Origin of the sequence: Streptomyces sp. NPDC016309 (genome assembly GCF_043077235.1) — a bacterium.
Classification (GTDB): domain Bacteria; phylum Actinomycetota; class Actinomycetes; order Streptomycetales; family Streptomycetaceae; genus Streptomyces.
The window spans coordinates 46,552-71,542 of the sequence record NZ_JBIBSG010000014.1 but is presented as its reverse complement, the minus strand read 5'-3'; the positions used below and the strand labels follow the sequence as shown (position 1 = coordinate 71,542).

Genomic DNA, 24,991 nt, shown 5'->3' with positions numbered 1-24,991 from the left:
GGCGCGGGTCCCGTCGGCCGGGGCGCCCGCGCCACACGAGCCCAGGGCCGGGCCGGCCCAGGGCCGGGCCGTCCGCGGACTCCACGGGGGCGGACTCCACGGAGATGGACTCCACCGGCGCGGACACGGGCAGTGGAGTGTGGCCGTCAGTCCCGGGCGGCGTCGAACACCGGCGTGGCGGCCGCCTCGTACGGCAGGGCGGCCACCGCGTCGGCGTGGCCTCGCTCCAGGGCCGCGCGCTGCCGCTCGTCCGGGTGGCGGGCGGCCTGGGCGGCCCACCGTTCCTCGTACGCCACGGCCAACTCCGCGTCCTCCCGCCGCCACTCCGCGTCGTCCGGCAGCCGCGCCAGTTCCACGCCCTCCGGCTCCGCACCCTCCGCCAGTGCCGCGGCGGCCCGGTCGTGGCCGTCGAGGACCACCCAGCCGTCGAGGAACGACACCCACCACAGCAGGACGGGTGCGAGGGTGCCCTCGCGGACGTGCTTGCGGTACGCCTTCACACGAGGTGCGTCGGGAGCGGACAGCGGCCGCAACGGCAGGACGCCGTGCCAGCCGCCCCCGCAGAACAGTTCGAGCGTGGCGTGCGGCCAGTCCCGGACCAGGTCCGAGGTCCAGACGCCCGGCGGGAAGACGCCGCGGCGAGTCAGCCCCCAGCGCCCGTCGGTGAGCGGCCCGTACGCCGATTCCTCCAGCCACCGCGCGTACCGGTGCGTCCAGTCGGTACGGGACCGCGACTCCTCGGCGCGCAGCGGCGGCAGCGGTGAACGATGACCGGGCAGCCGGCGCAGCCGCAGATGGCGGCAGCACCCTTCCCCCTCCAGCCGGCCGTCGAACAACGCACGCGCCCCTTGACGGAGCGTCAGCCGGTCCGCGGACGGGCGCTCGAAGCGCAACGGCGGCGGTACGGGCCCGCCTCCCGGCACGGCGAGGACGAGCCCGTTCCCCGCCGACGGCTCCCTGGTCGCCCTGGTCGCCCTGGTCGCCCAGGTGGCCGTCGTCGCCCTGGTCGCGCTGGTCGTCCTCGTCCTGGTCGTCCGCGTCATACGGCCAGTGTGCACCCGCCCGCGGTCGCCACCCCGGTCCGGGTGCCGGACCGGCGGCGTTGACATGGAGTGCGCTTCAACACCTAGCGTCCTGAGCACCGTTCAGGACACCGACACAGGAGGCAGCAGCATGACCGACGTCCCCACCCGGCGCCTCGGCGCTCTGGAGGTCTCCGCCCAGGGCCTGGGGTGCATGGGCATGAGCCACGGCTACGGCGCCACGGACGACGAGCAGTCGATCGCGACCCTGCGCCGCGCCCTCGAACTCGGGGTGACCCTGCTCGACACCGCCGACTTCTACGGCGCCGGCCACAACGAGGAACTGATCGGCCGGGCCGTCGCCGGACGCCGCGACGACGTGGTGCTCGCCACCAAGTTCGGCTTCGCCAACCGCCTCGGCGAGCCCACCCGCATCCGGGGCGACGCCGCCTATGTACGGCAGGCGTGCGAGGCGTCCCTGCGCCGGCTCGGGGTCGACCACATCGACCTCTACTACCAGCACCGGGTCGACCCACGGGTACCGATCGAGGAGACCGTCGGAGCCATGGCCGAGCTGGTACGGGAGGGTAAGGTCCGCCACCTCGGGCTGTCCGAGGCCGGCCCGGGCACAATCCGGCGGGCGCACGCGGTGCACCCTATCGCCGCGCTCCAGAGCGAATGGTCGCTGTGGACCCGCGATCTGGAGGCGGAGACCGTCCCGACCTGCCGCGAACTGGGCATCGGGCTGGTTCCGTTCTCCCCGCTCGGCCGAGGCTTCCTGACCGGCCGGTACACCTCGGTCGCGGGACTGGACGAGACCGACGTACGACGCACCCAGCCGCGCTTCGCCGACGGCAACATCGAACGGAACGCCGCCGTCATCGCCAGGCTGGACGGGCTCGCCGCCGCCAAGGGGGTCAGCGCCGGCCGGCTCGCCCTGGCCTGGTTGCAGCACCAGGGGGACGACGTCGTGCCGATCCCCGGTACGCGACGGCAGCGCTACCTGGAGGAGAACCTGGCGGCACTGACCGTCGAGCTCACCCCCGAGGACATCGCCGCCATCGAGGCCGCCGTCCCGCCGGGCCGGATCGCGGGCCCCCGTTACGACGCGGCCGGCCTCGCCTTCGTCGACGCCTGACCCCCAGGCGCCTGGCCTGGCCGGCTGGTCAGGCGTCCAGGGCGTGGCGCGTACTCGGGTAGCAGGGGATGACGGTGTTGATGCCGACCAGCTCCATGACACGGAGCACCGGACCCTGCGGGCCGACGAGGCGCAGCCAGCCCTCGGCCTTCGTGGCGGCCCGGTGGGCGGCGATCAGGACGTTGATGCCGCTCGAATCCATGAACGACACGTCACTGAGGTCGATGACCGTCCGGGGCCTCGCCGCGGGCTCGAACCGGATCAGCTCATGGGTGAGGGTGTCACGGACGGTGTGGTCGATCTCGCCGTGCACGGCCACGACCCGGACACCGTCGATATCACCGGCGTCGATCGACAGCCGACCGGGCTGGGCTGCTTCGGGGGTGTGTGTCACAGATTCCTCAACCGTGTTCGCTGGTCCGGACTCGGGTCATGACGTGCACCGATAGCCTGCCACGACGAGGTAAGGCATGCACCCACTGCGGGTGCCTACCCCGGAACGTGGTGGCGTATGTATGGGGGCCGCCTTCGCGGGTAGGAGCGCGGCGTGAATGGGGGAACGGTTGTGGACCCAGTGGAGTCAGCCGCGGACGGTGAAGGCGTGATGCCCGATATCCTCCGGGACGTCGTCGCGTTGGAAGGGGACGGCTCGTGCATCGCTGAGGCACGCCACCGTGCGGTGGCCTTCCTCACCCGCGTGCAGGCCGAGCACGGGCTGCCGGTGTCGGCCCGTGCCATGGACCTGACCCAGTTGGTCGTCAGCGAGCTGGTCACCAATGCCCGCAAGTACGCGCCAGGCCCGGTGCTGATGGAGCTGCGGATCGCGGGGGACCTGGTGGAGGTCGTCGTCTGGGACAGCGATCCGGTCCTGCCGGTGGCCCGCGCCGCCGACCCGGGCCGGGTCGGGCAGCACGGCCTGGAGATCGTCATGGCCATCGCTCAGGGCTTCGAGGTCCAGCGCGATCCGGTCGGCAAGCGCATCACCGCCCGGATCGCCCTGCCCGACGACCCCGGGGGCGCCCTCTCCGGACGCGGCCCCCAGTAACCGGCCCGGCGGACGGCCGATGTCCGCCCCTTCCGGGTGACCGGCCGCCCCCGCCCGGACCGGCCGGCCGGCCGGTGTCCGCCCCTCCCGGGCGCGTGACCGTACCGGTCCGTGCCGGTGGACGGCCGGTGTCCGCCACCTACCCCGGCGCGCTCCCGCCGGCGAGTGGATGACCGGTCGATGGTGTTACAAGCGATGCGCAGAGGGCACCTGTCTTGCGCCCGGGTCGCGTCGACCGGCCCGCCGGGCAACACCGGTAACACGACGGACCACCACTGCACCAGGGAGGATGCCGGATGACCACCGCTCGCGAAATCATGACCGAAGGCGCCGAATGCGTCGGCGCCGAGGAGACGGTGCTGGACGCCGCGAAGAAGATGGTCCGGCTCGGGGTCGGCGCCCTGCCGATCTGCGGCACGGACGACAAGCTCAAGGGCATGCTGACCGACCGGGACATCGTGGTGAAGGTCCTCGGCGTGGGCAAGGACCCCGGCACCGTCAAGGCGGGCGAGCTCGCCCAGGGCGAGGCGGTGACCATCGGGGCCGACGACGACGCCGAGGAGATCCTGCGGACGATGACCGAACACAAGGTCCGCCGCCTGCCCGTGATCGACGGCCACCGCCTGGTCGGCATCGTCGCCCAGGCCGACGTCGCCCGGGCCCTGCCCGACCCCAAGGTCGGCGACCTCCTCCAGGCCCTGTCCTCCGACTGAGCCGCGCGCCCGGTACGGGGCGGCGAGGGCGTTGCCCGCCGCCCCGGAGCCGGGGCCGCCCGCTCGGACGGCGACTACTCCGGCTGAGTGACCGTCGGCGCCCAGCGCGCGGTGTCGCCGGAAGCGTCGACGCCCACGGTGAACGACCCGGGACGTACGACACCGGGGTCCATGGTCACGGACCGGACGCCCACGGCCCCCTCCGGACAGTCCACGGCGAAGTCCGCCACCTCCGTCTCGGCGGACCGCATCACCACTCCGTGCCGTACGCCGTACGCCGTTCCCGGCACGCCGTACGGCCCCGCCGCTCGGGGAGCGACGGGGCCGGGTGGTGCTCGGCGACGGTCGGGGGATGGGTCGGCCGAGCTCGGGTCGAGGTTCTGGTTCCCCGGAACGCGTGAGGCATGCGGCGGCGCGGCATCGATGGCCGGAAAGCTCCGGCCTCCTCCCTCGGCCCGGACGGCCGTCATGGGCGGCCCGGCACTGGTGCGGCCGGCCCCACCGCCACCCCGCCGGTCTCCCGGCCGCCGGAGGGGGGCGGCTCCGCGGCCCTGTCGCGGAACCCGCCGGAGGACAGCGGGCCGGCGCAGTGCGAGCAGGGCCGGCCGTCGGCGTCGAGCCGGTAGGCGCCGTCCAGTACCACGTGGCTGAGAGGACTCATGCCTGCCGCAACACGACGACGGGGCCCCGGGCGATGCCACGGCCCCGTCCCGACGCACGATCGCCACCTTGCCGATACCGCCGGTATGACCGCCGCTCAGCCGCCGTGCGACGGACCCCCGAGCACCTGCTCGCGGAGGATGTCGGCATGACCGCAGTGCTGGGCGAGCTCACGCAGCGTGTGGAGGTACACCCACCGCAGCGGCAGCGGACCCCGCCGGTTGCCCCGCACAAGGTCGTCCAGCGTCAGCCCCTCCGTCCTCCGCCGCGATGCCTCGCACGCCTCCCGGTAGGCCCGCTGGATCGAGGCGATCGTGTCACTCTCGTCGAGGTCGAAGGACTCGTCGGGTGTCTCGGGGATGCCGATCTCGGCGCGGGACCGGCAGGTGACGGCCTCGTCGAACCACACCTTCTCGACGACCGTGGCGTGCTTGACCAGCCCCAACAGCGTGGTCTTCGACGCCACCAGCGACCGGCGCGCCTGTTCCTCGGTCAGCCCGTCCAGGCTGTCGTGCAGCGCGAGCCGGTGCTCATCGAGGAACGCCTCGAACTGATCGCGGAGAGCCGCGTGGAAGACGGCGGGTTCCGCCGACGGATGCACAACCATGCCGCCACGATAAGCCGCCCACCCCCCACCCCGGCACCCGGCACCGGAATGCCCGCCTCCCACGGGGACCGGCCAAGTGACATTCGGCCACGGGTCGTTGCGGCCACCGTGAGCGGAGCGCCGGCGTGTCCGGCCGGGCCGGGGGCCCTCGATCGTACGAGCCCGGGAGGCTTCGGGGCGGGGGTGCTCGCGGCCGCGGGCAGCGGTGTCAGTCCGACCTCTCGGTGATGAGGAGGCCCAGGCCGTCCAGGATGCGGTGCAGGCCGAACTCCAGCGCCTGGTCCTGGCCGCCGGATCGGGCGGCCGAGGCGAGGGCGGCGGTCAGAGCGGGGTAGCGCTCGCCGTGGGTGCGCATCAGTTGCCCGAGTGTGGCGGCGAATCGGGCTTCGGGGCTGCCCGCCGGGCCCGTGGCGCGGGCCTGTAGCGCGATGCCGCGCACATGCCCGGCGAGCAGGACGACGGCGTCCATGCGCTCGGCGCCGGTGAGGCCGGTGCCGTCCAGGGCGGCGAGGGCCTGCTCCATCCAGCCCAGCTCCCGTGGGCCCATGACCCTGGGGCCCACGGTGGCGTCGAGCAGCCAGGGGTGGCGGTGGAAGACGGTGGCCAGGTGACGGGCCCAGTCACCCAGGCGGTCCCGCCACTCCTGACGCGGTCCCTTGCCTGGCGGGGGCTCGTCGATCGCCGTCTCCACCATGACCGCGACCAGCTCGGCCTTGCCGGGCATGTAGCGGTAGAGGGCCATCTTGGTGACGCCGAGCAGCCCGGCCACCCGCTGCATGGACACCGCGGCCAGCCCTTCGGCGTCGGCGACCTCGATGCCGGCCCGCGCGATGCGGTCCAGGTCGAGAGCCGGCCGGGGGCCGCGTGAGGGCTTGGTGGGCGGGCCCCAGAGCAGTCGTACGGCCTCGCTCCGCTCGTCGCTCACCTGTCGCCGCTCCTCTGTCCGGTCTTGCGCGCTCCAAAAACTGCGTCTACCGTACACATCCATCATCAGTGTCCGACGGACACAGTTTTACGGGGGAGTGGTTCCTGATGGCGAAGAGCGTGCTCATCTCCGGTGCCGGGGTGGCCGGCCCGGCGCTCGCGTACTGGCTCGGTCGCTTCGGCTTCGAGCCCACGGTGGTCGAACTGGCGCCGGTCCTGCGCGACGGCGGCCAGGCCGTCGACTTCCGCGGAGAGACCCACCTGACCGTGCTGGCGCGCATGGGACTGCTCGCCGAGCTGCGCCGCATCGAGACCGGCGGCAGCCCGATGACGTTCGTCGACGAACGCGGGCGCGAACTGCTGCGCCTGCCGGCCGAGTTCGCCGGGGGAGACGTGGAGGTGCTCCGCGGCGACCTGGCCCGTCTGCTCCACCGGCACAGCCTCCCGTACGCCGAGTACGTGTTCGGCGACTCGGTCACCGGACTCACCGAGACCGGCGGGGGAGTGGAGGTCACGTTCCGGCACGGCGCGCCGCGCGCGTTCGACCTCGTGATCGGCGCGGACGGACTGCACTCCACCGTGCGCCGGCTCGCGTTCGGCCCGGAGGAAGGGTTCGTCCGCCACCTCGGCCACTACGCCGCCACCTGGCGGCTGCCCAACCACCTCGGCGCCGCCCCGGGTTCGGTCGGGTACAACGCCCCCGGCCGGCTCGCCGCCGTCGGGGGCGACCACCGGGACCCGGCGAAGGCCGGCGCCTTCTTCGTCTTCGCCGCGCCTCGGCTCACCTACGACCGCCAGGACGTGGCGCAGCAGAAGGCCCTGGTCGCCGATGCCTTCACCGGCCTCGGCTGGGAGGTGCCCCGGCTGCTCGACTCCCTCCGGGACGCCCCGGACCTGTACTTCGACTCGATCAGCCGGGTGGACGTGCCGACCTGGTCCACCGGACGGATCGGCCTCGTCGGAGACGCCGCCTGCGGTGCCACCATCGGAGGCATGGGCACCGGGACCGGAGTGGTGGCCGCCTATGTGCTGGCCGGTGAACTGGCCCTGTCCCGCGGCGACCACCGTACGGCCTTCGCCCGCTACGAGAACCGGCTCCGCCGCCACGCCCGGCGCTGCCAGAAGGGCGGCGACCGCACCGGCGCGTTCCTCGCCCCAGCGACCACGCGCGGTCTCCGCATCCGCAACGGCCTGCTGCGCCGGCGCTTCGTCATGGACCGGATGCTCAAAGAGGGTCAGAAGGTCAGCACCATCGCCCTGCCCGACTACGAGACCGAGCTCGGCCGGGTCGGCGCGTGACGGGACGAGCGCGTGTGCGATCCTGCCCGCCATGACCACACCCCCGGACGGACTCCCCCTCTACCGCGTGCTGACGGGCCCCGACGACGCCGACTTCTGCCGGCGCGTGAGCGAAGCGCTCGGTCTCGGCTACGAGTTGCACGGAAGCCCCGCCGTCACCTTCAACGGTGAGAGCGTCATCGTCGCGCAGGCCGTGATCTGGCCGGCCCGTCCCTAGGGATACCCGGAGGAGCCGCCGGTGCTGCCCTCGGGCCGCTGCTCCGCCGTGTCGCGTACGGCGGGCGGCCCGGCACCCCGAGGAGGGTGCCGGGCCGCCGCTTTCATGCGGTCGCTCGCGAGCCCGGGCGCCTACGGCCGGAGCCGCATGGCCGCCGCTAGCGGTAGTAGTAGGCCTTGGCCTCGACGGTGTGCGCCCGGCCCTTCAGGTAGATGCGCATGTAGTACGCGGTGCCGTTCGCCGCGGCGGTCTTGACGGTCATCCAGTTGCCGGAGCAGTACCCCCAGCCCCCCTTCTTGACGACCTTCTTGTCGCGGGTGCGGACGATGTCGATCTTGTACTTGGTGCCGTCGCCGCCGTTCCAGCAGCGCGCGTTCACCCCGAGCGTGCTGCTGCGCGGAACGAAGTCGGGCGTGGCCCAGTACTTGGTGGGCGCGTGGCTCTTCGGTCCCCAGATCAGGTGCCAGCTCGCCTTGGCCGCGGCGGCGTTGGCGGCGTTGGCGGCGTTGGCCGGGGCGGCCGCGGCGACGGCCCGCTCGGCGAGGACCGGCTGGTGCGCCGGTTCCGCCTGGGCGGCGGGTGCCGCCAGCGCGAGGCCGGAGCCCAGGGCCACCGTGGCCGTCGCGAGAGCGAGGCTCTTGCGTGCGTGCATGGTGTCTTCTTCCTTCCTGGACCACTGGCCGGGCCCCCCGTTGGGTACCCCGTGTCGACCCGTGGTCCGTGTGGCGCCGCGGTGGTCGGCCGGGCGCCGTGGTGCTGGTCAAGAAACTACGGACGCCCGGCCCCGGCGGCATCCGGCACCGGGTTGACCTCGTGCGCAACCCCGGGCCGTAGGCGGTCGGTTCCTGCAACTTCCGCGGTACCGCCGTGGTTGACCGCCCGCCCTCCGCGCGGCCGGTGGCGGCCTGGCCCCCGGCCCTCCGCCCGCTTCCCGGGGCGGCGGTACGCATGACCGTCGCCGACCGGGGAACAGGGAGAACCGGCTCCGCCGGCCGGCCGGAGCCGGTGCGCGGGGACGAGCCCGAGGGAGGCCGCGGTGTTCGAGGGCTTCGAGGAGACGAGGATCGACGTCGGAGAGGCGTCCGTCTTCGTCCGCTTCGGCGGGGAGGGGCCACCGGTGGTGCTCCTGCACGGCCATCCCCGTACGTCGGCGACGTGGCACCGGGTCGCGCCCCGCCTCGTCGCGGCCGGGCACACCGTCGTCTGCCCGGACCTGCGGGGTTACGGCCGCTCCCGAGGACCACGATTCACGGCCGACCACGCCGGATACTCCAAGCGCGCGGTCGCCGGGGACGTGGTGGCCGTGATGCGCCACCTCGGACACGAACGGTTCGCCGTCGCCGGGCACGACCGGGGCGGCAGCGTGGCGCTGCGCCTCACGCTCGACCACCCCGAGGCCGTCCCGCGGGCGGCCTTCGTGGACTGCCTGCCGCTGACGGAGCATCTGTCGCGGATCACCGTCGAGTTCGCCACCCAGTGGTGGCACTGGTTCTTCTTCGCCCAGCCGGACGTTCCCGAACGCGTCATCACCGCCGACCCGGACGGCTGGTACCACGGCGACCCCGACGTCATGGGGCCGGAGAACCACGACGAATGGCGCCGGGCCGTCCGCGACCCGGACGTGGTGCGGGCGATGCTGGAGGACTACCGTGCCGGCCTCACCGTCGACCGCCGCCACGAGGAGGCCGACCGCGAAGCCGGCCGGCGCATCACCTGTCCGACGCTGGTCCTCTGGTCGCTCCGGGACGACCTGGAGCAGTTGTACGGCGACCCCGTCACCATCTGGCGCCGCTGGGCTCCCGACGTACGCGGACACGGCATCGATTCCGGCCACCACGTCGCCGAAGAGGCACCCGAGGCCCTCGCCTCCGCCCTCGTCGACTTCCTCCAGGGCCGGTAGGCGCCGGCCCCCCCGCCGCAAGGAGCATCACGCCCTGCCGCCGCGGCCGCGCGCTGTCGGGACTCGGCAATGCCACCTTCGGTAACACGTGCCTCAATCGCCATGTCGGCAGCGCGGCCGGCGGGGGCACCGCCGGCACTGCGGGAGCGTTGGCCGCCACCGTCGGCCGCCCCCGGGTGCGGCCTTCGGCGTGCCAGGGGCACGCGACCGGCCGGCGAAAGGTACGTCAGGTGCCTCAGGCCTTCGGCTTGGCGTCGATCTCGGCGATCAGGCCCTCGACAAGGTTCTCGATCTCGTCGCGGATGGGGCGGACGGCTTCGACGCCCTGGCCGGCCGGGTCCTCGAGCTGCCAGTCGAGGTAGGTCTTGCCGGGGAAGTAGGGGCAGGCGTCGCCGCAGCCCATGGTGATGATGTAGTCCGACGCCTGGGCGGCCTCGGGGGTGAGGACCTTCGGCTTCTGGTCGGAGATGTCGATGCCCAGCTCGGCCATGGCGGCGACTGCGGAGGGGTTGATCTGCTCGCCGGGCATCGAGCCGGCGGAGCGGACCTCGACGCGGTCGCCGGCGAGGTGGCGCAGGAACCCGGCCGCCATCTGGGAGCGGCCCGCGTTGTGGATGCAGACGAACAGGACGGAGGCGGCAGGAGCGGAGGACATCTGTTCTTCCTTGAGGTGAGGCGACTGCGGTGGGGATGCGTGGGGCTGCTGGGGAGCGAGCTGCGGCCGCCACCTCGTCTGCGGGGCGGGCGCCCGCGGAGGAGACGGTGACGCGCTCGCCCGCTCCTTGGGCGAGGAGGGCGTGGGCATGGCGATCCCGTTCAAGGAACCGCACAGGTCAGTGCAGGCTGGTGTCAGCCTCGACTGATGTGACAGTATCAGCCCATGATGACGTCAGTCGACACTGATCTGATGCGGGTTCTGGCCGACCCCCTCAGGCTCCGGATCGTGACCCTGCTCGCCCGCGAGACGCTCTGCACCACCCACCTGGTGGAGGAGACGGGCGCGAAGCAGACGAACCTCTCCAACCACATGAGGGTGCTGCGGGAAGCGGGGGTCGTGGAGACGGAGCCATGCGGCCGGTACATCTACTACCGCCTGTGCCCGGAGGTCGTCGAAGCCCTCGCCGGTCAGTTCGCCGACCTCGCTCGGACCGCGCGGGCCACCGCGGAAGCGAACCTCAAGCGGGCCTGCCCCTAACCCGCATCCTGCCTCACCTGCCCGAGGAGAACCTGCCTTGACCGCCACCGTGCCCGCCGACACCGCCCCCGCCGCGGAGTCCGCCATATCCGCCGACGCTCCGCGCCCGGCGCCCGGCGCCACCCCGCCCAGAGCCCCGCTGGTCGCCCGCGCGGCCGCCGAGCTGGTCGGTACGGCCGCTCTCGTCGCGGTGGTGGTCGGCTCCGGCATCCAGGCCGCCGACCTCACCGACGACGTGGCGTTGCAGCTGCTGGCCAACTCCACCGCCACGGTCTTCGGGCTCGGCGTCCTCATCACGCTCCTCGGGCCGGTCTCCGGAGCGCACTTCAACCCGGCCGTCACCCTGGCCGAGTGGTGGACCGCCCGCCGTGGCGGCGCCGGCGTCACCGTCCGCGAGCTGGCCCTGTACGTGCCGTCGCAGATCGTCGGTGCGATCGCGGGCGCGATCGTGGCGGACGCGATGTTCGGTGAGCCGCTGGTCAAGTGGTCGACCCAGGACCGCTCCGCCGGGAACCTCCTCCTCGGCGAGGTCGTGGCGACGGCCGGGCTGATCCTGCTGATCTTCGGCCTGGCCCGCACCGACAGGCTCCGCTTCGCGCCCGTCGCCGTCGCCTCGTACATCGGCGCCGCCTACTGGTTCACCTCCTCCACCTCCTTCGCCAACCCGGCCGTCACCATCGGCCGCGCCTTCACCGACACCTTCGCGGGCATCGCCCCGGCCTCTGTGCCCGGCTTCATCGCCATGCAGCTCATCGGCGTCGCAGCGGGCCTGGCCCTGGTGGCGGTCATCTTCATGCGCGGCAAGACGGACAACGGAACGCCCTCGACATGACGCAGCGCACGGACGTGGTGGTGATCGGCGGCGGCCAGTCCGGGCTCGCCGCCGGTTACCACTTGCGCCGCCTGGGCATCGAGCAGGTCATCCTCGACGCCCGGACGGCGCCCGGCGGGGCGTGGCAGCACACCTGGGACTCCCTGCGCCTCTTCTCCCCGGCCCAGTATTCGTCCCTGCCCGGGCGGCTCATGCCGTCCCAACCGGGCGAGCTCTATCCGGACGCCGCCCACGTCGTCGACTACCTGGCCGACTACGAGAAGCGCTACGAACTGCCGGTCCAGCGGGGCGTGTCGGTCGACGCCGTCCACCGCGACGGCCCCTTTCTGCGGGTGGAGACCGATCGTGGCCCTTGGCGGGCCCGGGCGGTCATCAGCGCCACCGGTACCTGGACCCGTCCCTTCCTGCCCGCCGTGGCCGGCCGACGCGAGTACACCGGTCGCCAGCTGCACACCGTGCAGTACCGCAGTCCCGCCGAGTTCGCCGGGCAGCGGGTGATCGTGGTCGGCGGCGGCAACTCGGGCGCCCAGATCGCGGCCGACCTCGCGGGGACGGCGGAGTCGACCTGGGTCACCCAGCGCCCGCCCCGCTACCTCGCGGACGACATCGACGGCCGGGCGCTCTTCGACGCCGCGACGGCCCGCCGCCAGGCGCTGGACGCCGGCCGCACCGACACGGGCGGCGTGGCCTCCCTCGGCGACATCGTCGCCGTGCCTCCGGTCCGCGCGGCCCGGGACGCCGGTCTCCTGCACGCGAAGCCGATGTTCAGTCGCCTCACCGAAACCGGGGTGCAATGGGCCGACGGCACTACCGCGGACGCGGACGCGGTCATCTGGTGCACCGGCTTCCGCCCCGCCCTCGCCCCCTTCACCTCCATGCGCCTGCGCGGCACGCGCGGCCACATCGCCACCGCCGGAACCCGGTCCGTCGACGAACCGCGCCTGCACTTGCTCGGCTACGGCGACTGGACCGGCCCCGCCTCCGCCACCCTCATCGGTGTCGGCCGTCCCGCCCGCGACGCCGCCCGCGAGATCGCCTCGCTGCTCACGCCATGAGGGCCGTACTCAGTGGCGGCGCGTACATGATCACGGCCATGCCCGCGAGGCAGACCATGAATCCGAGCCGCTGGGGCCTCGTCAGTCGATGGCGGGGCTGCGGCGTTCCAGGAGTACGACATCTCGCCACACGCCGTGGTGGCGGCCGATGCGCTCGCGGGTGCCGATGACCCGGAAGCCGGCCCGCTGATGGAGGGCGAGGCTCGCGCGGTTCTCGGGGAAGATGCCGGACTGGATGGTCCAGATTCCCGCGGCCTCCGTCGAGCCGATCAGTGCCGTGAGGAGTTGCATGGCGACCCCTTGCCCACGGGCGGCGGGGTGGACGTAGACGGAGTGCTCGACCACGCCCGCATACGCACACCGGTCCGAGACCGCGCTCGCCGCGACCCAGCCCAGTACCTTGCCGTCGTCGTCGACGGCGGCGAAGCGGTGCTCGGGCAGCTTGCCCGCCTCGAACACCTGCCAGGTGGGGGCGCTGGTCTCGAAGGTGGCATTGCCCTCGTCGATCCCGGCCTGGTAGATCCCCAGGACCTGATCCGCGTGTGCTTCGGCCAGCGGCGCGATGGTGATGCTCATACGGCGGCCGCGCGGGTCAGGATCTGTCCCATGGCGGCGAGCACCGCGGGCTCGACCCGGTAGTAGACCCAGGTGCCGCGCCGCTCGGAGGACAGCAGCCCCGCCTCGCGCAGCTTCTTCAGGTGGTGGGAGACGGTGGGCTGGGAGACGCCGACGTCGGAGATGTCGCACACGCACGCCTCTCCGCCCTCGTGGGAGGCGACGGCGGAGAAGAGCCGCAGGCGCACCGGGTCGCCGAGGGCCTTGAACATGAGGGCGGTCCGCTCGGCTTCCTCGGCCGTCAACGGGCGCTCCGTCAGGGGTGGGCAGCACGGTGCGACGGTCTCGGACTCCAGCAGAGGCAGAACCTTCACGTTCGACATAGGTCTATGTTGACACATGTCGAAGCAGGGGGTCGAGGGTGCGGCGATGTCAGCGATACCGCAGGTGCGCCGCCGGCTGTCGGGCCGCCCGTTCCGCGTCCCGGCCCACGCCGCGCAGCGAATTCGAGGACAGGCTGCCCTGCCACTCCAGCCCGACGAAGTGCAGGCCGGGGTGGCGCTGGGTTCGCCCGCCGCGGTGGAGCGGCCGACGCTAGCGACCGTCGTCGAGGACGGGTCGGCCGGGCGCTCACCACCATGACGCGTTGCCCGGCGAACGGTGCGGGATCCCGGGCCCGACCGGCCCGCTCCGATGACCGCGACGTCGACGTGCTCCACAACAACCCCTCTATTTGATGAATGTCTATGTTGACGCACATCGAAGCAGGTGCCATGCTGGCACCACAAGCCATCGACGGATGTCGAAACAAAAGAGGAGCCCGCCGTGAACGCGTCTGCCACCACCGCCGACCTGCCCACCGTGGTCATCGGCGCCGGACCCGTCGGCCTGGCCGCCGCCGCCCACCTCACCGCCCGCGGCCTGACCCCGCTGGTCCTCGAAGCCGGCCCCCGCGCGGGCACCGCCACCCGGGACTGGGCCCACGTCCGCCTCTTCTCCACCTGGTCCGAAGTGGTCGACCCGGCGGCCGAGAAACTCCTCGCCCCCACCGGCTGGACCGCGCCCGACGGCGCGACCTACCCCTCCGGCGGCGACTGGGCCGAGCTCTACCTCCAGCCCCTCGCCGATGTCCTCGGCGACAACGTCCGCTACGGCGCCACCGTCACCGGCGTTTCCCGCGCCGGCCGCGACCGCGTCGTCGACGCCGACCGCGAGACCCAGCCCTTCACCGTCCGCGTCGTCAATGCCGACGGCAGCGAAGAGCGGATCCTGGCCCGCGCCGTCATCGATGCCTCCGGCACCTGGTCCACCCCCGGCCCGATCGGCGGCGACGGCCTCCCGGCCCTCGGTGAGCAGGCTGCCTCCGACCGGATCTCCTACCGCATCCCCGACCTCGAGGACCCGGCCGTCCGCGCCCGGTACGCCGGAAAGCGCACCGCCGTCATCGGCTCCGGCGCCTCCGCCTTCACCGCCCTCGCCTACCTCGCCGACCTCGCCAAGGCCGAAGACGGCATCGGCACGCACGCCACCTGGATCCTGCGCCGCGGCATCTCCGGCTCCACCTTCGGCGGCGGCAGCGCCGACCAGCTCCCCGCCCGCGGCGCCCTCGGCCTCGCCGCCAAGGCCGCGGTCGACGAGGGGTACGCCGACGCCGTCACCGGCTTCCGCACCGACGCCGTCGAACGCGACACCGACGGCCGTCTCGTCCTGGTCGCCGAGGACGGCCGACGCCTGGACCCGCTCGACGAGGTCATCGTCCTCACCGGCCTGCGCCCCGACCTCTCGTTCGTCAACGAGCTGCGACTGGGTCTGGACGAGCGCCTCCAGGCCCCCGTCGAGCTCGCTCCGCTGATCGACCCCAACCAGCACTCCTGCGGCACCGTCTACCCCCACGGAGTGAACGAGCTCTCCCACCCGGAGAAGGACGTCTACCTCGTCGGAATGAAGTCCTACGGCCGCGCCCCGACCTTTCTCGCCATGACCGGCTACGAGCAGGTCCGCTCGATCGCCGCCCACCTCGCCGGCGACCAGGAAGCCGCCGAGCGCGTCGAGCTCATCCTGCCCGAGACCGGAGTGTGCGGCGGCGCCGGACTCTTCGACCAGCCCCAGGCCGCCGAGGAAAGCGGCGGCGGCTGCTGCGCGGCCCCCGCCACCCTGACCATCGCTGGCGCGCCCGCTTCCGGCGGCTGCTGACCGAAGTGACCGAACCTCACGGCAGCGGGGCTGCGACCGGCGCAGGGGACCGGTCGCGGCCCCGCGCCGTCCTGCCCGCCCTCTGCCTCACCCAGATCACCGGCTGGGGCATCCTCTACTACGCCTTCCCCGTCCTGAACCCGTCCATCACCGCCGACACCGGCTGGGGCACCGGCACGACCACCGTCGCATTCTCCGCCGCCCTCGTCGTCTCCGCCCTCGCCGGAATCCACGTCGGCCGCATCCTGGACCGCCGTGGACCCCGCATCGCCATGACGATCGGATCCGTCCTTGGCACCCTGAGCCTGCTGCTCGTGGCCGCCGCCCCCAACCCGGCGGTCTTCCTCGCCGGATGGCTGCTCGCCGGCACAGCGATGGCCGCCACCTTCTACCAGCCCGCCTTCGCAGCCCTCACCCGCTGGTGGGCACCCGACCACATCCGCGCCCTGACCATCGTCACCCTCGCGGGCGGTCTCGCCTCCACCGTCTTCGCACCCCTGACCGCGGCCCTCGCCGCCCACCTGTCCTGGCGCGCCACCTATGTCGTGCTCGCGGGCATCCTCGCCGTCCTGACCGTTCCGACTCACGCCCTGGCCCTGAAGGCACCCTGGCCTCCAGCCCCTCCGAGCCCGCCGCACGTCACAGGGGGCAGTGGAGCAGTCGCGCGCAGCAGGGCGTTCTGGATGCTGGCCGCTGCGTTCACCCTGTCCTCGTTCGCGATGTACGCGGTCGTCATCGGCCTCGTACCCCTCCTGCTCGAACGCGGGTACACCACCACCCAGGCCGCATGGGCCCTCGGTCTCGGCGGCGCGGGCCAAACCCTCGGCCGCACCCTCTACGCGGCCCTCTCCCGGCGCTTCGGCGTGACCACCCGCACCGTCACCCTCATCGGACTCGGCGGACTGACCACCGCCGCCCTCGCCACCGCGGCCGGCCCCTACCCCCTTCTCGCCACCGTGTCCGTCATCGCCGGGGTGGTCCGAGGCAACCTCACCCTCTTGCAGGCCACCTCCGTCACCGACCGCTGGGGAACCACCCACTACGGCCGGCTCTCCGCACTCCTCGGCGCACCCGCACACGCCGCGGCAGCCCTCGCCCCCTTCGCCGGCGCCCTCCTGGCCGGACCCCTCGGCGGCCACTCCTCCGTGTTCGCACTGCTCGCCGTCCTCTCGGCCGCAGCCGCCGTCACCGCCCTCGGAGCACGCACGCTCCCTCAGTCGGGCCATGCGAGGAACCCTCCGACGATGGTGCCGTAGGCGAGATGTGCTGCGAGCGTGACGGTGGGTGTGCCACGGCCGTAGTTGAGCATGAGGGTCGGGCCGCCTCCCCGATCGCGCAGGCGGCGCTGATCAGGGCGAGGTGGGTGAGGCCCTGGGGAAGGTTGCCGAGGAAGATGCCGGTGGCCCGCAGGTCATGGCGACGTCGGCGCTGTTTTCGGCGTACCCGGTCCGGCTCGAGGCGGCGGCCGAGACGGGTCTCGTATCCGCCCGGCCCTCGGCGCGGCTGCCATGGCGGGGCCACGGGTGCCCCCTCCAGCCGGACCCGCCGCGTATTCGGCCAACTCGTTTAAACTGCGGGCATACGACCTGGGCCGTGGGGAGTTGCTCTCTGGTGATGCGCCTTCTCGCGGTGTAACGTCGCTGGCAGATGTCGTGGTTCGCAGTACCTGCCCACGCGACGGCGTGGGCTTTTTGCTGTGCAGTGCCTGAGGACCAGGGCGATCACCTCCGGGTCCGTGCGGTACGGGCCCGACCTCGACTGGGAAGGCACCGACATGGCCAGCGGAACCGTGAAGTGGTTCAACTCCGAAAAGGGCTTCGGTTTCATTCAGCAGGACGGCGGCGGACCGGACGTCTTCGCGCATTACTCCAACATCAACGCCAATGGCTACCGTGAGCTCACCGAAGGCCAGGCCGTCACCTTCGACGTGACCCAAGGTCAGAAGGGGCCGCAGGCGGAGAACATCACCCCCGCCTGACCCTCGACGCAAGGTGGACTCCCGGCCCTCGGAGCTTTTGCGCTCCGAAGGCCGGGAATCCTCCCGGATCGGTCCGTCGGTCCGGCTCGCGGCCCGACCGTGATGGGTCCATCGGCGCAGGCATGGCACACGTGTCGGCATCAGCGAAGGGCGCGTCGGTTGCTGTCCCCTCCGTCACGCGCATCCGCCAGCCAGGCGTCGAGGACTAGGTTGAGCCTGTCCATCTGCTGGCCGCTCCAGGGTCGTGTGTGGTCCTGACTTCCCTCGACCTCGCGGTAGTACAACCTTCCGTCCGGAACGAGGTACATGGCCTGGCCCTCGCGTCGTGAACCCTTGGCCAGGGAGTCGATGTACCCAGCGGCCGCCGTCCGCCGGCGGTATGCGCGCCGGCTCCCGGCCCCCTGAGCACGCCCGTCAGCGGCGATAAAGCCCTGTTCGACTTCGTCCTCCAGGCCATGGCCGCACAGATCATCGCCAAGACCCTGCCTGCACCGCTGCCTGCCCAGGCAGCCGGAAAGGCTGCCTAACTCAGGGGCCCGCCATCGCGCACGGTCTGCTGCCCGGCACCCTGACCGACCGTGGCAACGCCAAGCCGCTCGTACGCATCTACGCCGCCCTGACAGGGCGGGTGGTCAGCCGATGCGGGCGCCCGCGCCGGCGACGCGGACGCGGGGGTCGCCCGGGCGCAGGGTCACCGTGAGTTCGCCGGGGCGGCCCAGGTCTTCGCCCTGGTGCAGGGTGAGCACGGCGTCCTCGGGGACGAGGCCGAGCTCGCGGGCGTACGCGCCGAACGCGGCTGCCGCCGCTCCGGTCGCCGGGTCCTCGACGACACCGCCGACGGGGAAGGGGGCACGTACATGGAAGACGGTGGCCGATTCCCGCCACACCAGTTGCACGGTCGTGAGGTCCAGACGGTGCATCAGGGCCTCCAGGCGGGCGAAGTCGTACGCGAGGTCCGCGAGGCGGGCACGGGTCGCCGCAGCCAGGACCAGGTGGCGGGCGCCCGCGAACGCGATGCGGGGCGGGAAGGCCGGGTCGAGGTCGGCAGCCGGCCAGTCGAGCGCGGCCAGTGCCTCCGCGAGGTCGGCGCCGGAGATCTCCTCGACGGACGGCTCGACGCTGGTGAGCGTGGCCGTTACCGTGCCGCCCTCATCGGTCACCTCCACCGGCACCGTGCCGGCGCGCGTCGCGAACACCAGCTCCCCCGGGCCGATCCGTTCGGCCAGCGCGACGGCGGTCGCGACCGTGGCGTGCCCACAGAACGCCACCTCGGCCTTGGGGCTGAAGTACCGGATGGTGTACGCCCGCCCCTCCTGCCCGCCCAGGCCCTCGGGGGGCGCGGTCAGGAACGCGGACTCCGAATACCCGAGATCGGCGGCGATGGCCAGCATCTCGCCGTCGTCCAGGGCGCCGGCGTCCAGGACGACACCTGCCGGGTTGCCGCCGTCGGGGGAGCTGGAGAAGGCCGTGTAGCGCAGGACCGCGGGCCGCGGCGTATCGATCGTCATGCCCGTGGCAACGCGCGGCGCGACGGCGGCTATTCCGGGGTGCGGACCGTCCGGCCGGGGTACGGCCGAGCACGCCCGCGACCCGGTGCCGCTTCGTGTACGACCAGGTCACCACCACCATCAGCACCGGGACGGCCAACAACGGGGCGAAGGTCGCGCCCCAGACCGCCTGGGCCGTACCGCCCGACAGGTACGACCGGCTCTCCACGGTGAACGCGACCACCAGTTGCCACAGCGCCCCCAGGACCAGGACGGCCGAGGCGGTCCGGGCGAGCGCGGCGAGGGTCCGGGGCCGCAGCGGCCGCCACCGGGCGCTGACCAGCAGCAGCGGGAACAGGGCGGCCGACTCGGCGAGGACCGACAGACCGACGACGTACAGGACCCCCCACCCGGGGATGCCGTAGACGTCGCGCAGCACCTGCTCGCTGTAACCCACGGGGACACCGGCCGCCATGGCGACGCGCCACAGACCGGAGGGGACCGCGCACCACGCGATCGCGTGCGCGGCGCGCCGCGCCCACAACGGCGCGGGTGCCACGGTGGCGGGGAGGGAGGTCGTCTTCGTCGTCATGAGGCCATGCTGGCCGCGGCTCCGGCCGACGTGCGTCGTCCGCCGCGACGGACCGTCTCCGTCCCGTGGCGGAGCGGGCATCGTCCCGCAGGAGGGCGCGAACACGGGTGCGGAGCGCCGCCCACGCGCGGGAGCCGGGGCCCGGCCGGCCCCGGCTCCTCGAAGAACGCACGTCGGTGGCGACGGCCCGTCTCAGGCCCCGTCGTCCCCCAGGACGCGCAGTCGTGTCCGCGCCTCCTCCTGGCCCTCCGTGCCGGCCCGGATGCCGGCGGCCCGGTCCATCTCCGACCACCCGCTGCCCCGTTCCGCGTTCACCCGCTCACGGACGTCCCGGACGCCGTAACAGGCGAAGAGCCTGCTCTCGTCCGCCACCGACAGCACCTCCCGCCCCGGTACGTCCACCCGCGCGGCGGCCGCCACGACAGCCGCCGGGAACGGGACCTCGACGTGGTCACCCGCGAGGACGGCGTCACGCAGGGGGACGAAGACCTCGCCGGGGCCCGACGAGTCACCGCGTACGAGCGCCCATTCGGCCCGGCCCGTGGTGTCGTCCAGCAGGACGCGGACCACATCCCCGATCTTGTCGCCGTCCGCCGAGTGGACCGGCCGCCGCGTGAGGCTCGTGAGCTGCTCCTGGGGAATCACCGTTGCTCCATAACTGCCCTGTCGCGACCTGTCCCCGCCCTTCTTGCCCACCCCCGCACCCGCAAACACCACGAGGCGCGCCCCCTCACCCGTCCGCACGGGCGCGCGTACGCCCGTTCGCGCCGATCGGCCGCGGGCATCCTCACAGGGGGTGCGGGTAACAAGAGCCGAATGACGAGACCACCCAGCGCAGCCGCGGCCGGCCCCCGGCCCCGATGGCTCCTGCTCCTGCCCGTACAGGCAGGACTGATGACGCTCCTGGGGTTCCTGCTGACCGGCCCGTCGGCGACCGAGGGGCCGCTGAACGGGGAAGGGGGCGTCAACCGCGCGCTGGCCGCGCACCGCACCGCCGCCCTGACGACGGTCTCCAAGTGGCTGTCCGCGGTGGCCGGCACCGAAGGCGTGGTCGCGCTCACGGTCGTCTCCATGACCGCCCTGGTCGTGCTTCCGCGTACCGCACGGTGGCCCGAGGCGCTGTTCGTGGGCGGGGCGGTGGTGGTCCAGTCCGGGATCTTCCTCCTGATCACCCTGTGGGTGGAACGCCCCCGCCCCGATGTGCCCCACCTGGAACCCTCGCCGCCCACCTCCAGTTTCCCCTCGGGACATGTCGGCGCCGCCACGGCACTGTTCGGGGCGCTGGCCGTACTGGCTCTCACCCGCCTCCGTGGCCCCTGGCGTCACGCGCCTGCCCTCGTCCTCGCCGCCGTACCGGTCGCGGTGGCGGCATCGCGGCTGTACGCCGGCATGCACTACCCCACGGATGTCCTCGCGGGCCTGCTCAACGGGGCCGGCGCCCTCCTCGTCATGGCGCGCACCGTCCTTCCGGACCGCCCGCCCTCCCGCCACGTCGACGGGGCCGTGCCCCGCGGCAGCGGTGCCCTCGCCCACCGGCCCCGTACGGCCCGGGCCATGGCCGACGATGGCCGGTGCGAGGCAGGGGGATTCGGTGGATCCCGTGCGCCCGTAGGGGAGCGCCGGGCGGACATCGGGAAGGAAGACGATCGCCGCACTCCGTCCGGAGGCGGTTGATCGCGGACCGTCCTGACGCGCGGCTGGCGTACCGGGCGGGCCGGCAGGCCCCTGCCGGCCGGTCCGTGCCGCGGCCTCCCGCCCGGCCCCCGGGGGCGTTGTCAGTAGGCCGTCCTAGAGTGATCACATCGGTGCCGCTCCGCTGCGGGCGCCGGTGCGCGGCGGTGGGCGTTGCCGCTGGGGGGCTCGACGAACGGGGGACGCGGCGATGGAATGGACGGCGGTCGACGGCACGGAGGGCGACTCCGGGTGGGCGGAGTACGAGGTGGCACTGGACGCGTACGCGGAGCCCCGCCCCGCGCTGGTCTGCCGGAACGCCGCGGGGCGGGTGCTGAAGAACGTCCCGGCGCAGGTACGCCGGAGCGCGGAGGCGGAACTGCTGCTGGCGCTGGCCGACTGGCTCGCCGACCACGCGGCGCGGGCGGAGACCGAGGTGGAGCGGTGGATGACGCGTGCGCTGCCGCTCCCCGCGCGGTTGCTGCACGCCGTGTGGCCCGACCCGTACTGGCAGCGCGTGCTGCGCCACCTGGTGGTCGCGCCGTACCTGCCGGACGGTTCGGCGGACGTCGCCCGGGCCGGGCTGCTCGTCGAGGCCGGGCCCGGGGCCGGGGACGGGTTGCGCGTGGTCTCCCCCGACGGGGAGCTGCGCCTCGACGAGCACCTGGTGACGGTTCCTCATCCGGTGCTGCTGGACCCGCGGGGGCGGGGACTGCTGGACCGCTGGCGCTCCCTGCTCGACGCGTACGGGGGCGAGCAGGGCATCGAGCAATTGCACCGCACGGTGTGGTGGCGGCCCCGTGCCGCGCCCACCACACCGCACGCGTGGCGGGGCGTCGACGCCTTCGACGGGGCCGAGTTCGACAGCGGGGCGCGCTTCGAGCGCGCCCTGGCCCGGTTCGGCGGGCGCATCCGGGGAGAGACCGCGTACGTCGACGTGTACGCGGGCCGGACCCGCCATGCGATGCGCATCGACCTGCGCTGGCAGGGCCCCATGAGCGGCACGAGCATGAACGACGTGTACTGGGGGGAGCGCGGCGCCGGCCGGCAAGGCGCCGGCGCCTACGACCACATCCCCCTCGTCGCCTGGTCGGAGGGCATGCGGACGGCCGCCCACCTGTACGACGCCCGGGACGGCGGCTACCGCCAGGAGGAGCGGCCCGACGCGTCCACCGCGTACCGGGCGTTCCTGGCCCGGTGCGCGGAGAACGCCGGCCCGGCCGGCGGAGCCGCTGACGTCACCACGAGCACGGCCACGGGCGGCTGGGAGGATCAGGAACTGCTCGACGCGGGAGGCGTGGCCCCTGGCGCCCCGCCGGACGCCGCTGACGGGGAGGACGCGCTCGCCGTGTGCCGCTACGCGTGGGCAGCCCTGGACGAGGGGGCGTTCGTCGTGCGCCTGGTGCCCCGGCGCGCGGCCGACGCCGAGGACACGGTCGCCCGGGCGCTGGGCCTCGTACCGGTACCGGAGGGGAACGTACGGGAGGGGAACGCGGCGCGCGAGACCGTCGGCCGGGTCCGTTCGGTACCGCCGGGCTTCCTCGCCCGGGTGTGCCGGGCCGAACCGGCCGACGCCCGGAAGGCGATCGGACTGCTGAAGCAGCTCCGCGCGTGCGCCGCCACGGCCGCCGCCAAGCCCGGCCGCGCGGCCAAGGCACTGGAGGCCGCCCTCGCGCCGCTGGAGAAGCAGGCGCCGCGGCTGGTGACCGCCGCGCTGGAGGAGGGCGCCCGGATCATCGCCGACGCGGGCAGCCCCGCCATGGCCCAGCCGCTCTTCGCACGCGCCCGCGAGGTGGAGAACACCAGCGGGGCGGCCGTCGACGAGGACGCCCTGATCGAGTCGCTGGTGGAGTGCGCGGCCGTGGGCGCCGTCTCCCGGCGCGCCCTGGCCGACCACCGCGACGCCCTCGTCGCGCGGTTGCCCGCCGAGCGGGCGGCCCACCACCACCGCGCGCTCGTACGGGCCTGGCACCGGGCAGGGCTGCCGTCCCGGCCGGAGTTCGCGCGCGACCTCCTGGACCTCGGCGGGGGCACGGCCCCCGTGGACGAGGAGCACCGGGTGCTGCTGTGCGGCCTGCTGGCCCACGGCGGCATGGACGACGCCACGACGGACGTCTGGGACGGCTGGGCCCCGGTGCTGTCGGCGCTGCTCTCCGAGGGCCGGGTCGCTCCGGACGCCCTCCTCACCCTGACCGCCGCGCCCACCGGCGGCGGTCGGACGGCGCTCGCCGCGGCGGCGGCCGGCTGGGTGCGCCTGCTGCGCCGAACCGGTGCGGCCGCACTGCTCACCGGAGCGGGCGACGCGGACACGCCGGGCGGTACGCGGCCGGGCGCGGGCGCCACCGTGGACGTGACCGGCGTACACGCCTGGCTGAGCCGCTTCGCCACGCGCTACCGGGGCCTGAAGCCGCCGGTCGAAGGGCTCGCCGAACTGCTCGCGGACATCGCCGCGCGCCTGCGCGCCGAGGACGCCGCACCCTACCGGGCGCTGCCCGCGCTGCGGATGCCGGACACCCAGGCCTCGGCGCGCGACCGGTGCGTCGACCTCGGCCTGCTCGACGCGCTGCTGGCGGCCGGGATCCCGGTGGCGGACGACGCCACGGAGCCTCTCGGCTTCCTCGGCTGGCTCGGCAGGGCGAAGGGTGACGACCTGCCGCACGTCACGCGGGACGGCCGCTTCGCGCCCCGGCTCCTGGCCGCCCTCTCCGACCCGGCGGCCACCCTGTCCGTCGGCGCCCGCCCGCCGCACCCTCTGACGCGGGACCCGGGACGTGCCAGGACGCTCACCGCGCGACCGGCACTGCGGGCCTTCACCGCCGGTTTCCTCCGCGAGCACGGCCGCCTCTCCGCCGAGGGCGGTGTGCTGCCCCTGCACGCCGCCCTGTGCGACATGGAGCCGTTCGCCGCCCCGGCGGTCCGCCGGTACGTCGCCGACGAGGTGGAACGGTTGCTCGCCGTCGACCCGGCCGTCGCGCTGGCCCGCACCCTGCGTGCCGGACTCCCCGACGAGTTCGGCTTCCCCGACGGTGACGGTGACGGCGCGCAGTGGCGGAAGGGCGACTGGACGGAAGTACGGGACGGCGGGGACGCCCTGCTCCTGGTGGGACCCGGCCGGGCGGTCGCGGTGGACCACGCCGGGGTGCGGGCCCGCTGGGAGGACGAGGCGTACGACCACCGCAAGCCATGGCACACCGGCCTGCGCTGGGAGGACGGCACCTTCGTGACCGCCCCGTTCGACGGCGTCCGGCGGGTCCACGCCCAGGTGTCGCCGGCCCACGAGGAGACGGTGCTGTTCCCCGGCGACGACCGGCCCCGCACCGTGCACCGCACGGCCACGGCCGGCAAGGGACCGGAGTACGGCGAGCTGCGCGGCCCCGACGGCGATGTCCTCGCGGCATGGGCGCTGACGGGCGACGGCGTGTCCGGTCCCCGCAAGGGCCGGTGGACCGCCGGCTCGGCGTTCGTGCCGCCGCCCGGTTGGTGGCGGCTGCTGCGCCCGCGCGACGAGGCGGGCTCGGCCCGGCTGCGTACCGCCGACACCGCCACGGCGGAGGACCTGCTCGGCGCGGTGGGGGAGCGGACACGCGCCTCGATGGCGGAACTGATCGGTGCGCGTTCCTGGGCCAGGGGCGTGCATGACACCACCGAACGCGTCTGGGCCGAGCTCGGTGGAGTGGTGCGCCGCGGGCTGCCCGAGGTGACCGACGAGCGCCTGCTGGACGGCCTCGCCGGAGTGCTCTGGTCGGCCGTCGAATGCCAGGAACTGCGCAACCGCGTCCGCAACGCCTGACGGGGGAGAGCAGCGGATCCGACGGAGGACCACCGGCGAGGATTTCCGGTGTCCGATGACGGCCACCGGAGAATTTCGCTCGCACATGCTGGGAAACGCATATCTACACGGACAGTCA

28 protein-coding genes are annotated in these 24,991 nt (G+C 73.6%); 16 read left to right on the top strand and 12 right to left on the bottom strand.

The window, feature by feature from the left end; all coding sequences use genetic code 11:
- Window positions 1-146 precede the first annotated feature (146 nt).
- Complete coding sequence (locus ACF068_RS28590; protein WP_392277182.1) at window positions 147-1,043, bottom strand: hypothetical protein; 897 nt, start codon at window positions 1,041-1,043, stop codon at window positions 147-149.
- A gap of 130 nt (window positions 1,044-1,173) precedes the next feature.
- Between ACF068_RS28590 and ACF068_RS28585 the strand changes: the two genes are divergently transcribed.
- The gene (locus ACF068_RS28585; RefSeq protein ID WP_392277181.1) at window positions 1,174-2,160 is read left to right on the top strand and encodes an aldo/keto reductase; all 987 of its coding nucleotides are present in this window, start codon (window positions 1,174-1,176) and stop codon (window positions 2,158-2,160) included.
- Between the two features lie 28 nt (window positions 2,161-2,188).
- Here the strand turns inward: ACF068_RS28585 and ACF068_RS28580 are convergent, their stop codons facing one another.
- Window positions 2,189-2,554 carry an STAS domain-containing protein gene (locus tag ACF068_RS28580; protein ID WP_392277180.1) on the bottom strand — a complete coding sequence of 122 codons (366 nt, stop codon included), beginning with the start codon at window positions 2,552-2,554 and terminating at the stop codon, window positions 2,189-2,191.
- 210 nt (window positions 2,555-2,764) lie between these two features.
- Between ACF068_RS28580 and ACF068_RS28575 the strand changes: the two genes are divergently transcribed.
- On the top strand, window positions 2,765-3,205 hold the full coding sequence (locus ACF068_RS28575) for an ATP-binding protein (RefSeq protein WP_392277179.1): 441 nt from the start codon (window positions 2,765-2,767) through the stop codon (window positions 3,203-3,205).
- A 296-nt stretch (window positions 3,206-3,501) separates the two neighbouring features.
- The gene (locus ACF068_RS28570) at window positions 3,502-3,918 is read left to right on the top strand and encodes a CBS domain-containing protein (protein WP_392277178.1); all 417 of its coding nucleotides are present in this window, start codon (window positions 3,502-3,504) and stop codon (window positions 3,916-3,918) included.
- Between the two features lie 74 nt (window positions 3,919-3,992).
- On the opposite strand, the gene ACF068_RS28565 is transcribed toward ACF068_RS28570, so the two are convergent.
- From ACF068_RS28565 to ACF068_RS28550, 4 genes are all read right to left on the bottom strand, one after another.
- Window positions 3,993-4,169 (bottom strand): hypothetical protein, encoded by a 177-nt coding sequence (locus ACF068_RS28565; protein WP_392277177.1) that lies wholly within the window; start codon window positions 4,167-4,169, stop codon window positions 3,993-3,995.
- Between the two features lie 215 nt (window positions 4,170-4,384).
- Complete coding sequence (locus ACF068_RS28560; protein WP_392277176.1) at window positions 4,385-4,579, bottom strand: hypothetical protein; 195 nt, start codon at window positions 4,577-4,579, stop codon at window positions 4,385-4,387.
- 96 nt (window positions 4,580-4,675) lie between these two features.
- Window positions 4,676-5,185: a DinB family protein gene (locus tag ACF068_RS28555; RefSeq protein WP_392277175.1), complete on the bottom strand. Its 510-nt coding sequence runs from the start codon at window positions 5,183-5,185 to the stop codon at window positions 4,676-4,678.
- Between the two features lie 208 nt (window positions 5,186-5,393).
- Window positions 5,394-6,110 (bottom strand): TetR/AcrR family transcriptional regulator, encoded by a 717-nt coding sequence (locus tag ACF068_RS28550; RefSeq protein WP_392277174.1) that lies wholly within the window; start codon window positions 6,108-6,110, stop codon window positions 5,394-5,396.
- A 107-nt stretch (window positions 6,111-6,217) separates the two neighbouring features.
- Between ACF068_RS28550 and ACF068_RS28545 the strand changes: the two genes are divergently transcribed.
- Both ACF068_RS28545 and ACF068_RS28540 read left to right on the top strand, forming a co-directional pair.
- Entirely contained in the window at window positions 6,218-7,408 is a 1,191-nt protein-coding gene (locus ACF068_RS28545) for an FAD-dependent monooxygenase (protein WP_392277173.1), read from the top strand.
- A 31-nt stretch (window positions 7,409-7,439) separates the two neighbouring features.
- Complete coding sequence (locus tag ACF068_RS28540; protein ID WP_392277172.1) at window positions 7,440-7,625, top strand: DUF1737 domain-containing protein; 186 nt, start codon at window positions 7,440-7,442, stop codon at window positions 7,623-7,625.
- Between the two features lie 157 nt (window positions 7,626-7,782).
- Here the strand turns inward: ACF068_RS28540 and ACF068_RS28535 are convergent, their stop codons facing one another.
- Window positions 7,783-8,277 (bottom strand): hypothetical protein, encoded by a 495-nt coding sequence (locus ACF068_RS28535; RefSeq protein ID WP_392277171.1) that lies wholly within the window; start codon window positions 8,275-8,277, stop codon window positions 7,783-7,785.
- A 384-nt stretch (window positions 8,278-8,661) separates the two neighbouring features.
- On the opposite strand from ACF068_RS28535, the gene ACF068_RS28530 reads away from it, so the two are divergent.
- Window positions 8,662-9,525, top strand: a complete 864-nt coding sequence (locus ACF068_RS28530; protein WP_392277170.1) for an alpha/beta fold hydrolase — start codon at window positions 8,662-8,664, stop codon at window positions 9,523-9,525.
- A 235-nt stretch (window positions 9,526-9,760) separates the two neighbouring features.
- On the opposite strand, the gene ACF068_RS28525 is transcribed toward ACF068_RS28530, so the two are convergent.
- Window positions 9,761-10,180 carry an arsenate reductase ArsC gene (locus tag ACF068_RS28525; RefSeq protein ID WP_392277169.1) on the bottom strand — a complete coding sequence of 140 codons (420 nt, stop codon included), beginning with the start codon at window positions 10,178-10,180 and terminating at the stop codon, window positions 9,761-9,763.
- Between the two features lie 225 nt (window positions 10,181-10,405).
- On the opposite strand from ACF068_RS28525, the gene ACF068_RS28520 reads away from it, so the two are divergent.
- The 3 genes from ACF068_RS28520 to ACF068_RS28510 are packed head-to-tail and all read left to right on the top strand — an operon-like array spanning window position 10,406 to window position 12,607.
- Window positions 10,406-10,720: an ArsR/SmtB family transcription factor gene (locus ACF068_RS28520; protein WP_392277168.1), complete on the top strand. Its 315-nt coding sequence runs from the start codon at window positions 10,406-10,408 to the stop codon at window positions 10,718-10,720.
- Between the two features lie 37 nt (window positions 10,721-10,757).
- On the top strand, window positions 10,758-11,552 hold the full coding sequence (locus ACF068_RS28515) for an aquaporin (RefSeq protein WP_392277167.1): 795 nt from the start codon (window positions 10,758-10,760) through the stop codon (window positions 11,550-11,552).
- Window positions 11,549-12,607 (top strand): ArsO family NAD(P)H-dependent flavin-containing monooxygenase, encoded by a 1,059-nt coding sequence (locus ACF068_RS28510; RefSeq protein ID WP_392277166.1) that lies wholly within the window; start codon window positions 11,549-11,551, stop codon window positions 12,605-12,607. Before ACF068_RS28515 ends, ACF068_RS28510 begins: the two co-directional genes overlap by 4 nt.
- 81 nt (window positions 12,608-12,688) lie before the next feature.
- Here the strand turns inward: ACF068_RS28510 and ACF068_RS28505 are convergent, their stop codons facing one another.
- Window positions 12,689-13,183 (bottom strand): GNAT family N-acetyltransferase, encoded by a 495-nt coding sequence (locus ACF068_RS28505; RefSeq protein ID WP_392277165.1) that lies wholly within the window; start codon window positions 13,181-13,183, stop codon window positions 12,689-12,691.
- On the bottom strand, window positions 13,180-13,545 hold the full coding sequence (locus ACF068_RS28500; RefSeq protein ID WP_392277164.1) for an ArsR/SmtB family transcription factor: 366 nt from the start codon (window positions 13,543-13,545) through the stop codon (window positions 13,180-13,182). Before ACF068_RS28500 ends, ACF068_RS28505 begins: the two co-directional genes overlap by 4 nt.
- Before the next feature lie 46 nt (window positions 13,546-13,591).
- On the opposite strand from ACF068_RS28500, the gene ACF068_RS28495 reads away from it, so the two are divergent.
- The 4 genes from ACF068_RS28495 to ACF068_RS28480 all read left to right on the top strand — a co-directional run bounded on the left by ACF068_RS28495 (window position 13,592) and on the right by ACF068_RS28480 (window position 17,333).
- Entirely contained in the window at window positions 13,592-13,804 is a 213-nt protein-coding gene (locus ACF068_RS28495) for a hypothetical protein (RefSeq protein WP_392277163.1), read from the top strand.
- 183 nt (window positions 13,805-13,987) lie between these two features.
- Window positions 13,988-15,355 (top strand): NAD(P)-binding domain-containing protein, encoded by a 1,368-nt coding sequence (locus ACF068_RS28490; protein WP_392277162.1) that lies wholly within the window; start codon window positions 13,988-13,990, stop codon window positions 15,353-15,355.
- 5 nt (window positions 15,356-15,360) lie between these two features.
- Window positions 15,361-16,611 carry an MFS transporter gene (locus ACF068_RS28485; RefSeq protein WP_392277161.1) on the top strand — a complete coding sequence of 417 codons (1,251 nt, stop codon included), beginning with the start codon at window positions 15,361-15,363 and terminating at the stop codon, window positions 16,609-16,611.
- A 518-nt stretch (window positions 16,612-17,129) separates the two neighbouring features.
- Complete coding sequence (locus ACF068_RS28480; RefSeq protein ID WP_392277160.1) at window positions 17,130-17,333, top strand: cold-shock protein; 204 nt, start codon at window positions 17,130-17,132, stop codon at window positions 17,331-17,333.
- A 632-nt stretch (window positions 17,334-17,965) separates the two neighbouring features.
- Here ACF068_RS28480 and ACF068_RS28475 read toward each other — a convergent pair.
- Window positions 17,966-18,841, bottom strand: a complete 876-nt coding sequence (locus ACF068_RS28475) for a PhzF family phenazine biosynthesis isomerase (RefSeq protein ID WP_392277159.1) — start codon at window positions 18,839-18,841, stop codon at window positions 17,966-17,968.
- A gap of 95 nt (window positions 18,842-18,936) precedes the next feature.
- Between ACF068_RS28475 and ACF068_RS28470 the strand changes: the two genes are divergently transcribed.
- On the top strand, window positions 18,937-19,245 hold the full coding sequence (locus ACF068_RS28470; protein ID WP_392277158.1) for a hypothetical protein: 309 nt from the start codon (window positions 18,937-18,939) through the stop codon (window positions 19,243-19,245).
- A gap of 359 nt (window positions 19,246-19,604) precedes the next feature.
- Here the strand turns inward: ACF068_RS28470 and ACF068_RS28465 are convergent, their stop codons facing one another.
- The gene (locus ACF068_RS28465) at window positions 19,605-20,057 is read right to left on the bottom strand and encodes a PRC-barrel domain-containing protein (RefSeq protein ID WP_392277157.1); all 453 of its coding nucleotides are present in this window, start codon (window positions 20,055-20,057) and stop codon (window positions 19,605-19,607) included.
- 249 nt (window positions 20,058-20,306) lie between these two features.
- On the opposite strand from ACF068_RS28465, the gene ACF068_RS28460 reads away from it, so the two are divergent.
- Complete coding sequence (locus tag ACF068_RS28460) at window positions 20,307-21,086, top strand: phosphatase PAP2 family protein (RefSeq protein ID WP_392277156.1); 780 nt, start codon at window positions 20,307-20,309, stop codon at window positions 21,084-21,086.
- A 208-nt stretch (window positions 21,087-21,294) separates the two neighbouring features.
- Window positions 21,295-24,873, top strand: coding sequence for a DUF4132 domain-containing protein (locus ACF068_RS28455; RefSeq protein WP_392277155.1), 3,579 nt, complete (start codon window positions 21,295-21,297; stop codon window positions 24,871-24,873).
- Window positions 24,874-24,991 lie beyond the last annotated feature (118 nt).